Origin of the sequence: Streptoalloteichus tenebrarius (genome assembly GCF_024171885.1) — a bacterium.
Classification (GTDB): Bacteria; Actinomycetota; Actinomycetes; order Mycobacteriales; family Pseudonocardiaceae; genus Streptoalloteichus; species Streptoalloteichus tenebrarius.
Window position 1 is genome coordinate 44,669 of the sequence record NZ_JAMTCP010000006.1, and the last position, 11,544, is coordinate 56,212.

Here is an 11,544-nt window from a genome sequence, read left to right on the forward strand (position 1 = left end):
AGGTATGGAGAAGCTGTTGTACCGAGTGGAAGACGCTGCCCGGGCGCTGAGCCTGGGTAGGACGCAGGTGTACGCCTTGATCCGAGCGGGCGAGCTGGAGTCGGTAAAGATCGGTTCCAGTCGGCGTATCCCGGTGAGCGCTCTTCAGAAGTTCCTGGCTGGGTTGCGGCGGGAGCTCGCGACTGATGGGCGAGAAGCGCAGTCGGAAGCCGAACGGGCGTTCCAGCATCTATCTGGGGTCCGATGGCTTGTGGCACGGCTACGTGACCATGGGTGTGAAGCCTGACGGCTCACCGGACCGGCGGCACGTGAAGCGGAAGACGGAGAAGGCCGCAACTGACGCTGTTCGTCAACTGGAGCAGCAGCGAGACGCAGGGAAGGTACGCAAGGCCGGGCGGGCACCGACCGTGGCTGAGTGGATGGCGACGTATCTGGACACGATTGCGGCTCAGAAGCTCGCGCCCCGGACATTGGACGACTACTGGTCGAAGACGCGGAACTGGATCATCCCCTGTATCGGGGAGCACCGACTGAACCGGCTGGCTCCGGAGCACCTGGACCATCTGTACGCGCAGATGTACAAGGCCAAGAAGGCTCCTTCGCACGTGCTCAAGGTGCACCGCATCCTGTCGCGAGCACTGAAGATCGCCATGCGCCGGGGCAAGATCGGGCAGAACGTCTGTGACCTGGTGGACCCGCCGACGGTGGATCGACAGGACGCGGACCGACTCCACCGGGACGAGGCCAAGAAGGTCTTGGGGGTGGCCGAGAGGCGGCGCAACGGGGCGCGCTGGTCCGTGGCGTTGGCGTGCGGGCTACGCCAGGGCGAGGCGTTGGGGCTGCGGTGGGAGTTTGTGGACCTGAAGACCGGCGACGTACGGGTCTGGTGGCAGCTTCAGCGAAACACCTGGAAGCATGGCTGCGACGATCCGCACGCCTGCGGGGAACGGTTCCACAAGAAGGCGTGCCCGAAGCGGTGCACCAAGCACAAGGCGGGGTGCCCGAGACCTTGCCCACCGAAGTGCGAGCGGCATGCTCACAAGTGCCCGAAGCGCCAGGGAGGCGGGATGGTCTTCCGCCGGCCGAAGGGCAAGAGCAGGCGGACCGTTACCCTCCCGCCCCCGCTACTGGCCAAGCTCTGTGAGCACAAGATCCGCCAGGACGTGGAGCGGCAGGCAGCCGGGTCGGACTGGGAGGACTGGGACCTGGTGTTCTGCCAGCCCAACGGCAGACCGATTGACCCGAAGGACGACTGGGAAGAGTGGGGCCACCTGCTCGAGGAGGCGGGCGTTCGGTACGTCCGGGTTCACGATGGGCGACACACTGCCGGGACCCTGCTGGTGGAACAGGGTGTGCACATGCGGGTGATTCAGATGATCCTGGGTCACTCCGACGTGCGAACCACGGAGCTGTACACGGTGGCCAGTAACGAGACGACCAGGGATGCGGCGGCCCGGATGGGGTCGGCTCTGTGGGATAGCTGAACAGCGACGGTCAGGGGCGAACTGCAACCCAAACTGCAACCCCAGACGTGACGAGGGCCCTTCCGTGATCCGGAAAGGCCCTCGTCGGCTGCTGGAGCCGCCTGTGGGAATCGAACCCACGACCTACGCATTACGAGTGCGTCGCTCTGGCCGACTGAGCTAAGGCGGCGAGGCGGGACCCAGTGTAGCGGGCGCGAGAAGGGATCACCGACGGGTATCCCCTCCAACGGGGCCAACGTGACCGGAGTCTCACTCCCGTGTCGGCTTCGGCGGCCGGTTCCCCCAGGTCGTGGACATCCGGGCTAGTCCGGACGGATTCCGGATCAGGACCGCGTCCCGCGTGTCGCGGGAAGCCCGTTCGGCCGAGCCGCGCACCGCTGAACGGGCGCGCCCCGCATCCCCGCCGTGACCCCGACGCCTCTGGTCGCCGGCGGTCCAGCCGGCCCCCCACGCCCGGCCGCGGAGGCAGGACGCGGACGGGTGGCTGAGTCGTTACGACGATCACCGGATCAGCCGTCACACACCGTCACCGGAATGTGTTCCCCTGGGAGGGAGCGCACGCGCGAGCGAGCGCTGCCCGGACGCCAACCGGGGATGCGGCCGACCGGTGCCGGGCGCGTTCTCGGCCGTGGAAGCGGGGCAGCGCCAATGAGCACCGAGCTGTTCTCCCTCGTGGGCCGCACCGCGTTGGTGACCGGGGCACGCACCGGCATCGGCAGGGCGATCGCGGTGGGCCTCGCCCGCGCCGGAGCCGACATCGTCCTGCTCAGCCGCACCAGGGACCTCGACGGGGTGGCGGCCGAGGTCGCGGCGACGGGCCGCCGGGTCGAGCGGCTCGCGGTGGACCTGGCGGACCTCCCCGGCGTCGAGCCGGCCGTGTCCCGGCTGCTCGCCAGGCAGCAGATCGACATCCTGGTCAACAACGCCGGCGTCGTCCACCAGGAACAGGCGACCGAACTGGAGCTCCGGCACTGGCGGCGGGTGCTGACGGTGAACCTGGACTCGGTCTTCGTGCTGTCCCAGGCGGTCGGGCGGCAGATGCTGGCCCGCTGCCACGCGGCCGACAACCACCCCCACCGACCGAGCAACGGCAAGATCATCAACATCGCGTCGCTGCTCAGCTTCCAGGGCGGCATCCGGCTGTCGGCGTCCACCGCCAGCAAGAGCGCGGTCGCCGGCCTGACCAAGGCGCTGGCCAACGAGTGGGGGCCGCACGGCGTGCAGGTCAACGCGATCGCCCCCGGGCACATCGCGACCAGGAGCACGGCGCCGATCCGCAGGGACGGCGACCGCGAGGCCGCGATCCGCTCCCGCATCCCCGCCGGCCGCTGGGGCCGGCCCGCCGACCTGGTCGGCGCGGCGATCTTCCTGGCGTCGGCGGCGTCGGACTACGTCAACGGCCACGTCCTGGCGGTGGACGGTGGCTGGTTGGCGCGGTGACCCGGCTCGGGGGGCGCGGTCAGTCGCCCGTGTGCAGGGCGGTGAGCAGCGCCTCGATCGCGATCCGCGGCTTGACGTTGCGCTCCAGCGCCTCACGGCAGGCCAGCACGGCCTCCAGCCGGCGCAGCACCGTCTCCGGCCGCCAGCGGCGGGCGGCGGTGGCGACGTCGTCGGCGTGGTCCGGGTGGGTCAGGGCGGCCCGCGCGCCCGTGGCCGTCACGAGCACGTCGCGGTAGAAGCCGGCCAGGTCGACCAGCGCCCGGTCGAGGGCGTCCCGCTGTGTGCGGGTCGCCCGCGACTTCTGCCGCTTCTCCAGATCCTTGATCGCGCCCTTGGCGCCCCGGGTCGCCGACGCGGTGCCCTTCCCGGTGCCCCCGGCCCCCAGCGCCGTCTCCAGCGCCTGGCGCTCGGCCTCGTCCAGCGCCCCGCTCACCGCGGCCGCCTCGGACTCCGCCGCCCTGACGAGGTCGTCGGCGCGGGCGAAGACGTCGGCGAGCCGACGCAGCCCCAGCGGGGCCGCGAGCACGGCGTCCCGCCGGGCGCGGGCCTCGGGGTCGGTGGCCAGCCGGCGGGCGCGGCCCACGTGACCGCCGCAGACGCTCGCCGCCCACCGGGCGGTGTCCTCGTCCAGCCTGTCCCTGCGGTGCAGCACGTCGGCGATCGCGTCGGCGGACGGCGTGCGCAGCGCGACGACCCGACAGCGCGACCGGATCGTCACCGAGACGTCCTCCGGGTGGTCCGAGGGCGCGCAGAGCAGGAACACGGTCCGCGCCGGCGGCTCCTCGACGGCCTTGAGCAGCGCGTTCGCCGCGCCCTCCGTGAGGCGGTCCGCGTCCTCGACCAGCACCACCTGCCACCGGCCGGTGGTCGGCCGACGCGCGGCGAGCTGCACCAGCGACCGCATCTCCGAGACGGAGATCGACAGGCCGTCGGGCACCACGACCCGCACGTCGGCGTGCGTGCCCGCCATCGCCGTGTGGCAGGCGGCGCACTCGCCGCAACCGGGTCCGCGCTCGTCGGGACGGGTGCACTGGAGCGCGGCGGCGAAGGCCCTTGCCGCGACCGACCGCCCGGAGCCGGGCGGCCCGGTGAACAGCCACGCGTGGGTCATGGCGCCGGGCGCGACGGCCCGGCCCGCCACGAGGTCGTGGGCGGCCCTCGCCGCCGCCCCGAGCACGGCCACGGCCTCGGGCTGTCCGACGACGTCGGCCCACACCCCGTCGGGAGTCATCGTCATGGGCGCCACGGACCCGCTGGGCGCGCTGGACGCGGTCGTCACTGCGCCTCCGCGCCCGCCGCCAGCGAGGACGGCCCGTCCGGCATCACGACCCGCCGCTCGGCCAGCACCGGCCGCACGGCCTCCCGGACGCGCCGGGCCACCTCGTCCGCGGCCCCGTCCCCGTCGACCACGACGTACCGGTCGGGGTCGGCGGCGGCCATCTCGGTGAGGATGCGCTGCACGCGCCAATGGTGCTCCATGCCGTCCCAGCCGTTCGCGTCGGGACGGGCGTCCCCGAGGCCCGCGGGGTCGCGGTCGAGCAGCACGGTGACGTCGGGCCGCAGCCGCCCGGTCGCCCAGTCCGCGAGCCCCTCCAGCTCGGCCGCGCCGAGCCCGCTGGACGCGCCCAGGTGCGCCAGGGGGCTGTCGACGAACCGTTCCATGACGACCAGCGCGCCGGAGGCCAGGGCCGGCCGGATCCGCCGTTCCACCACGTCCGCCCGCACCGCCGCCGCGACCAGCGCGTGCGCCCTGGCCCCGGACAGCGACGCGCCCTCCAGCACGCCCCGCAGCCGCCGCTCGTCCAGCGCCGGGTCCCCGGCGAGGACCACGTCGCGTCCGCCCGCCCGCAGCCACTCGGCGAGCCGCTGGGCCTGGGTGGCGGTGTCGGCGATCGTGTCGCCCTCCACCGCGATCAACAGGCCGCCCCCGCCCCTGCGGCGGTCGTCGCCGCCCCGCAGGGCGTGCAGCAGGTCGGACAGGATCGGCTCGGAGCGCCGGTCGTCCATCTGCCGGTAGGCGACCACGCCGACGACGGCCGCGACGAGCCCGGCCCCCAGCAGCACCGGCCGGGTGCCGTCGATCTGCATCTCCTCGCCGAACACCGTGACCGTGCGCGGCCGCACCAGGCCGACCAGCAGCGGGACCACGGCCGTCGCCCCGAACAGGATGATCTTCATGATGAGCTGGACCATGGCGTTGGTCCGCCCGCGCACCGCGTCCTCGACCTGCGAGCCGATGATCGTCTGCCCTGTCAGGAAGGCCGCGCCGGCGCAGTAGCCGACCAGCGTCACCGCCGCCAGCGCGACCCACAGGTGCGGGGCCAGGGCGACGACGACCAACGCGAGCGCCGCGAGCACGATGGCGATGCCGAACAGCCGGTTGTGCGGCAGGCGCTGGGCCAGGCGGGGCGCGGTGGCCATGCCCAGGCCCAGCCCGAGGAACACCGCGAAGAAGAGCATGCCGTAGGCGGTGTCCCCGCCGGACAGGCTGGCCGCGTACAGCTTGGCGCACGCGATCACCGCACCGCCCGCGGCGAACGCGCCGGCGATCCCGACCAGCAGGCCCCGGATCAACGGGGTGGTGCCGATGAACCGCACGCCCTCGCGGAGCATCGCGAACAGGCCGGGCTGTTCGAGGCCCTCCCTGGGGGTGCCGACGGGGGCCTGTGTCGGCCCGCGTCCCCTCCGCCGCCCGGAGATCTCCTTGATCCGGGTCGCCAGCACCACGGCCGAGGTCAGGTAGAGCAGGCCGTTGATGATCACGATGATGTAGGCGAGACCGAGCTCGCTGCGCAGGTTGAGGGTCGGCCCCACCGCGGAGATCGCCGAGAACAACCCGGCGGCGGTGATCACCGAGATGCCGTAGGTCATCACCAGGCCGAGCTGGTTCGCGGTCTCCACCTGGTCCGGCCGGCGCAACAGGTTCGGGATCGACGAGTCCTTCGCCGGGATCCAGAACAACGCGCAGACGCCGATGAGGAAGTTCGCGATGAGCAGCCACCACAGCTCGCCGACGAACGCGATCGACAGGAACAGGCCGCACCGCAGGAGGTCGGCGACCACCATCACCTTGCGCCGGTCGAACCTGTCCGCGAGCACGCCGCCCAACGGGCCGAGCAACATCGCCGGCAGCAGTTGGGTGGCCACCACGGCGCTGAGCGCGAAACTCTTCACCAGGTAGATGTCGGTCATCTTGGTGACGAGCGCGGACAACGCGAGCAGCGACAACCAGTCACCTATGCTGCACAGGGCGCAAACCATCCACAGTCGACGGAATGCGGGAATGGCGAGAACACTGCGTACCCGGTGCGCGGTGGACGCGCCGGAATCCGCCGGCCGCGCGGAGCCGGAACTCGCGTTCGCGTCCTGACCCGTCCGGATGGTCCTCACCCCCGATCCGACCAGCGAACTTCGTGTTCGCCTGCGCCCAGCGTAGCCGGGGCGGGGGAACGGCAGGACACGGTCGCGTCGGACCTGGTCGGGACGGGCGGCGGGCGTTCTCGGAAAAACGGCGCCCGCGCCGGTCCGCCGCGAAGTCGAGATCGGAATACATCACGTCCCGCGCACCGACCGGTCACGATTCCCGCACGAATTCAAGATCACGAATAGCCGTGTGTTTCTCGCGGAGACCGGCGCGCGGCGGGACGGCGCTCGGGAAGCCGAAACGACCGGTGCCCGGCACCACGTCAGAAGACGCGGCGCCGGGCACCGATGTCGGAGGGCGGTGAAGGACCCGCCCGCTCAGGAGGACTTCGCGGCGGCCTTGCGCCGGGTCGTCGTCTTCTTCTGGGCCGGCCCCTTCGCCCGCTTCTCGGCCAGCAGCTCCGCAGCCCGGTCGAGGGTCAGCGACTCCACGTCGTCCCCCTTGCGCAGCGACGCGTTGGTCTCGCCGTCGGTCACGTAGGGGCCGTAGCGCCCCTCCTTGACCACGATCGGCTTGCCCGAGGTCGGGTCGTCGCCGAGCTCCTTCAACGGCGGCGCGGCCGCGGCGGTGCGCCGGCCCCGCTTCTTCGGCTCGGCGTAGATCTTCAGCGCCTCCTCGATGGTGACGGTGAAGATCTCGTCCTCGCTGGCCAGCGACCGGGAGTCCGACCCCTTCTTCAGGTACGGCCCGTACCGGCCGTTCTGCGCGGTGATCTCCTCACCGCTCTCCGGGTCGACCCCGACCACCCTCGGCAGCGACAGCAGCCGGAGCGCGTCCTCCAGGGTGAGCGTGTCCAGCGACATGGACTTGAACAGGCTGCCGGTGCGCGGCTTCTCCTTCGCGCCCTCCGGCAGCACCTCGGTCACGTACGGGCCGAACCTGCCCTCCTTGGCGACGATCTCGTGCCCGGTGGCCGGGTCGACCCCCAGCGACCGCCCCTCCTGCGGGGTGGCGAACAGCTTCTCGGCGATCTCCGAGGTCAGCTCGTCCGGCGGCAGGTCGTCGGGCAGGTTCGCCCGCTGCGACTCCCCGTCCACCTCGCGCTCCAGGTACGGGCCGTACCGCCCCACCCTGACCACGACCGTGTGCCCGGCGTCGTCGGTGAACAGCGGGATGGAGTTGACCTCCCTGGCGTCGATCTGCTCGACGCTGGAGCCGACGAGCTTCTTCAGCCCGCCCGCACGGCCCACCGAGCCCTCCGGGCCAACCGCGCCGCCGAAGTAGAACCCGGACAGCCAGGTCGTGCGCTCCTGCCGACCGGCCGCGATGGCGTCCAGCTCGTCCTCCAGCGCGGCGGTGAAGTCGTAGTCCACCAGCCGGCCGAAGTGCCGCTCCAGCAGCCCGACCACGGCGAAGGCCACCCACGAGGGCACCAGCGCCGAGCCCTTCTTCCACACGTAGCCGCGGTCCTGGATGGTGCTGATGATCGACGCGTAGGTGGAGGGACGCCCGATGCCCAGCTCCTCCAGCGCCTTGACCAGGCTCGCCTCCGTGTAGCGCGGCGGCGGGTTCGTGGTGTGCCCGTCCGGGGTCAGCTCGGTGGCGTGCACGCCCTGGTCCCGGCGCAGCCGGGGCAGCCGGGTCTCGGCGTCGTCCGCCTCGCCACCGGCCTCGGCGTCCACCGCCTCGACGTAGGCCTTGAGGAACCCGGCGAACGTGATCGTCCGGCCGGACGCGGCGAAGGTGCACTCCTCGCCCGACGCGGCCGTGCCGGTGATCCGCACACTGAGCGTGGTGCCCTTGGCGTCGGCCATCTGCGAGGCGATCGTGCGCTGCCAGATCAGCTCGTAGAGCTTGAACTCGTCGGCCTCCAGCTCCCTGGCCACCTCGCCGGGGGTGCGGAACACCTCGCCGGCCGGCCGGATCGCCTCGTGCGCCTCCTGCGCGTTCTTGACCTTGCGCGTGTACTGGCGGGGCTTGTCGGCCACGTGCTGCGCCCCGTACAGCTCACGCGCCTGCGTCCTGGCCGCCGCGATCGCCGTGTCGGACAGCGTCGTGGAGTCGGTCCGCATGTAGGTGATGTAGCCGTTCTCGTACAGGCGCTGCGCGGTGCGCATCGTCCGCTCCGCCGAGAACCGCAGCTTGCGGCTGGCCTCCTGCTGGAGCGTGGAGGTCATGAACGGCGCGTACGGCTTCCGCGTGTACGGCTTCTCCTCGACGTTGGTCACGACCAGGTCGGCGTCGGCGAGGCCCGCGGCCAGCCGGCGCGCGTCGGCCTCGTCCAGCCGCCGGACCTCGTCGGAGCGCAGCCGGCCGTCCGGGCCGAAGTCCCTGCCGGTCGCCACCCTGGCGCCGTCCACCGCCACCAGGCGGGCGCCGAACGTGCGGGGCTCGTCCTCGCCGCCGGTCGCGCCGTCGGCCCGGAGCACGGCCGAGATGTCCCAGTAGGAGGCGGGCACGAAGCGCATGCGCTCCCGCTCGCGCTCCACGACGATCCGCGTCGCCACCGACTGCACCCGGCCGGCCGACAGCTTCGGCATGACCTTCTTCCACAGGACCGGGCTGACCTCGTAGCCGTAGAGGCGGTCCAGGATGCGGCGGGTCTCCTGCGCGTCGACCAGGTGCTGGTCCAGCTCCCTCGGGTTGGCCGCGGCCTCCCGGATCGCCGGCTCGGTGATCTCGTAGAAGACCATCCGGCGCACCGGCACCTTCGGCTTGAGCGTCTCCAGCAGGTGCCAGGCGATCGCCTCGCCCTCGCGGTCGCCGTCCGTCGCGAGGTAGAGCTCGTCGACCTCCTTCAACGCCTCCTTGAGCTCGCTGACGGTGGCCTTCTTGTCCGGGGTGACGACGTACAGCGGCTCGAAGTCGTGGTCGACGTCGACGCCGAGCCGGGCCCAGGGCTGCCCCTTGTACTTGGTGGGCACGTCGGCGGCGCCCCGTGGCAGGTCGCGGATGTGGCCGCGCGAGGACTCCACGAGGAAGTCCTTGCCCAGGTAGGAGGCGATCTTGCGGGCCTTCGCGGGGGACTCCACGATCACCAACCGGCGACCGCTGGAGCCTCCGCTCCCGCCGCTTCTCCTCGTCCGTGTCGACCCAGCCACGCTGCCCTGCTCTCTGCTCTACCTGTTGTCCCGGCCCGCCAGTGTGCACCGAGTGCAGCCCCGCTCGCTGCGCCGGGTGACGGAAGAGGCTCGCACAGACACGCGGGGAGAGCAGCCCCTCCCTGCCCCGTCCACCCGTCCGGGGTGGGCCGCGTCACCTCGTCACGGCCCCGCGCCGCCGGCGGTCGCCGGGACGGGCACCCCTCGACCAACCTGGCGTCCTTCACCAGCTCACAGTGGTTCTCCCCCACCCGTCTCCCCCGGTCCGGCCGCCCTCCCGGGCGCGCCAGGAACGCGGTCGCGGGCGCCGGCCGGGGCGACGAGGAGCGACCCACCGGAGCGAGCCCGACAGTAATTCGTCCGTTTGGGTGAAGATCGCCGTGGGGAACGGGTCACGTCACCGGCCAGTCCTCCGGGCCGCAGCCCGCCGGCGGGCCACCGACCAGCTCCACGAGCCGCCCCAGGCGACGCCGGCCCGACACCCGGAGGCCGGGACCACCCCCTCGGGGACCGACCAGCGTGGCGGGCAGGCCGGCGCGGGCCAGCGTCGCGGCCAACGACCGGTGGGTGTCGGGCGCGTGCGGGTCCAGCCCCATCAGGTAGCCGCCGGGAACCGCGCGCCCCGCGACCAGCGCCCACAGCCGGAGCACCGGACCGTCCAGCTCGAAGTCGGGCGGAACAGCCTTGACCGCGCCCCGCAGCCATCCGGCGGCGAGGGGCACGAGATCCGCGCGGACGGCGGTGCGCACCAGCGGCGAGCCCTCGTCGGAGGTGGCGATCTCCGCCTCCACCCCGCGCTCGGCACACGCCGCCAACAGCGCGTCGGCCCGCCAGCGATCCGGCACGACGGCGGACACCCTGGCCGCGGTGCCCCTGCCGAAACTCACCGCCTGCCCCGGTCCACACAACGGACCGGCCAGGTCGGCCACGCGGGGCCCTCGGGCGTCGGCGGAGAAGAAGGACAACTGCCCCACACCCGGGAGCGTAGAACGTTTGTTCGAAACCGGAAACCTCGGTCCCCGCGACACGCCACCCCCTCCCCGTCCTCCCCACCTGACCTTGTCCGTCTTCCTGTGCTCGTTGTCTCTTCCTGCGCTTGTTGTGTCTTCCTGTGTTCGTTGTGTCTGCCTGTGTTCGTTGTGTCTTCCTGTGTTCGTTGTGTCTTGCCGCGTTCGTTGCGCCTGAGTGTGTTCGTTGTGCCTGCGTGTGATCGCCGCGTCTGCCTTGCTGCTTGCCTGGCGGCGCTGACGGCACTGTCCTGCCTGTCCGTGCCGACCTGTCCACCCGTCGCCCCCTCGGTCGTCACGGGACCGACCGCGAGGTCAGGAGGGCGTGGGCGAGGTGGGTGAGCCGCCGGCACGGGAGGGGATGGGCGCGCTCGACCGCACCGCGTCGAGCGCCCGGCAGCTCGGGGCGCGCTCACGCGCCCGCTCGAGGTCACGGCTGACGCGCAACTCGTCGGTCGGGTCGCGGAACTGGTCGAGCTGCTGCCGCAGGTCCCGGCTCACCCCCTGCACGACCTGCTGGAACTGCTGGGGGTTGGCCGGGTTGGCCTGGTCGATCCGCACCTTGGCCCCGTCGACGCTCTGCTTGACCCCGGCCAGGGCCTCCCCGGTCCGCCGCGCCACCTCTCCTGCCGCCGGCTCCGGTGGCGACTGCTGCAACTCGCGCAGCGTGCCCATGGCCCGCTCCAGCGCCGTGGACCCCTCCCCCAGCGACTGGCTGTAGGACGCCTTGAGCTGGGCGGTGTCGGCTCCGGTCGGCTGGGTGCCCAGACTCCTGGTCAGCGCGGTGCGCAGTTCCAGGTCCACACCGCAGAAGCTGTTCACCCACCGCACGCGGGGGTCGCCGGTGGGCGCCGCGCTCTGCTCGGTCAGGGCGGTCGTCTGCTCACTGGGCCCCTGGTTCGCGGTGCACCCCAGGAACGGGAGTGTCACGAGGGCCAGGAGCGGGATCAGCTCACGTCGCACGGGCTCCCCCTTCGCGCCGGCCTGCTCGGCCGCGTGGGCGTGCTGTCGGGTCGGCGTCGCGCGTCGAGGACAGGCGCCCGGGGCGCGCACGACCGCCGACCACGGCGAACGTACCGCCGGTCCCCGCGTGTCGCCGGTCGACGCCGGCGGTTCACCCGCCCGTGCCGTCCCTCCTCTCCCTCCCC

Annotated in this window: 8 protein-coding genes and 1 tRNA gene; 3 read left to right on the forward strand and 6 right to left on the reverse strand. The window is 72.3% G+C overall.

Going from position 1 to position 11,544, the window contains the following annotated elements; genetic code table 11:
- Positions 1 to 4 precede the first annotated feature (4 nt).
- Together LX15_RS08250 and LX15_RS08255 are read left to right on the forward strand one after the other, a co-directional pair.
- Positions 5 to 286, forward strand: a complete 282-nt coding sequence (locus LX15_RS08250; protein ID WP_253668907.1) for a helix-turn-helix domain-containing protein — start codon at positions 5 to 7, stop codon at positions 284 to 286.
- Positions 186 to 1,484 (forward strand): tyrosine-type recombinase/integrase, encoded by a 1,299-nt coding sequence (locus LX15_RS08255; protein ID WP_253668908.1) that lies wholly within the window; start codon positions 186 to 188, stop codon positions 1,482 to 1,484. The genes LX15_RS08250 and LX15_RS08255 overlap by 101 nt, the downstream gene beginning before the upstream one ends.
- Positions 1,485 to 1,576: 92 nt before the next feature.
- Here the strand turns inward: LX15_RS08255 and LX15_RS08260 are convergent.
- Positions 1,577 to 1,653 (reverse strand) — tRNA-Thr (locus tag LX15_RS08260).
- Positions 1,654 to 2,132: 479 nt separating this feature from the next.
- Here LX15_RS08260 and LX15_RS08265 point away from each other — a divergent pair.
- Entirely contained in the window at positions 2,133 to 2,924 is a 792-nt protein-coding gene (locus LX15_RS08265) for an SDR family oxidoreductase (protein WP_253668909.1), read from the forward strand.
- 19 nt (positions 2,925 to 2,943) lie between these two features.
- On the opposite strand, the gene LX15_RS08270 is transcribed toward LX15_RS08265, so the two are convergent.
- The 5 genes from LX15_RS08270 to LX15_RS08290 form a co-directional block, all read right to left on the reverse strand.
- Positions 2,944 to 4,161: a DNA polymerase III subunit delta' gene (locus LX15_RS08270; protein WP_253668910.1), complete on the reverse strand. Its 1,218-nt coding sequence runs from the start codon at positions 4,159 to 4,161 to the stop codon at positions 2,944 to 2,946.
- 38 nt (positions 4,162 to 4,199) lie between these two features.
- Positions 4,200 to 6,314, reverse strand: coding sequence for a bifunctional MFS transporter/dTMP kinase (locus tag LX15_RS08275; RefSeq protein ID WP_372502492.1), 2,115 nt, complete (start codon positions 6,312 to 6,314; stop codon positions 4,200 to 4,202).
- A gap of 351 nt (positions 6,315 to 6,665) precedes the next feature.
- Positions 6,666 to 9,389, reverse strand: a complete 2,724-nt coding sequence (gene topA / locus LX15_RS08280; RefSeq protein WP_253668912.1) for a type I DNA topoisomerase — start codon at positions 9,387 to 9,389, stop codon at positions 6,666 to 6,668.
- Positions 9,390 to 9,781: 392 nt separating this feature from the next.
- Positions 9,782 to 10,363: a hypothetical protein gene (locus tag LX15_RS08285; RefSeq protein ID WP_253668913.1), complete on the reverse strand. Its 582-nt coding sequence runs from the start codon at positions 10,361 to 10,363 to the stop codon at positions 9,782 to 9,784.
- 348 nt (positions 10,364 to 10,711) lie between these two features.
- Positions 10,712 to 11,359, reverse strand: a complete 648-nt coding sequence (locus tag LX15_RS08290; RefSeq protein ID WP_253668914.1) for a hypothetical protein — start codon at positions 11,357 to 11,359, stop codon at positions 10,712 to 10,714.
- Positions 11,360 to 11,544: the final 185 nt, after the last annotated feature.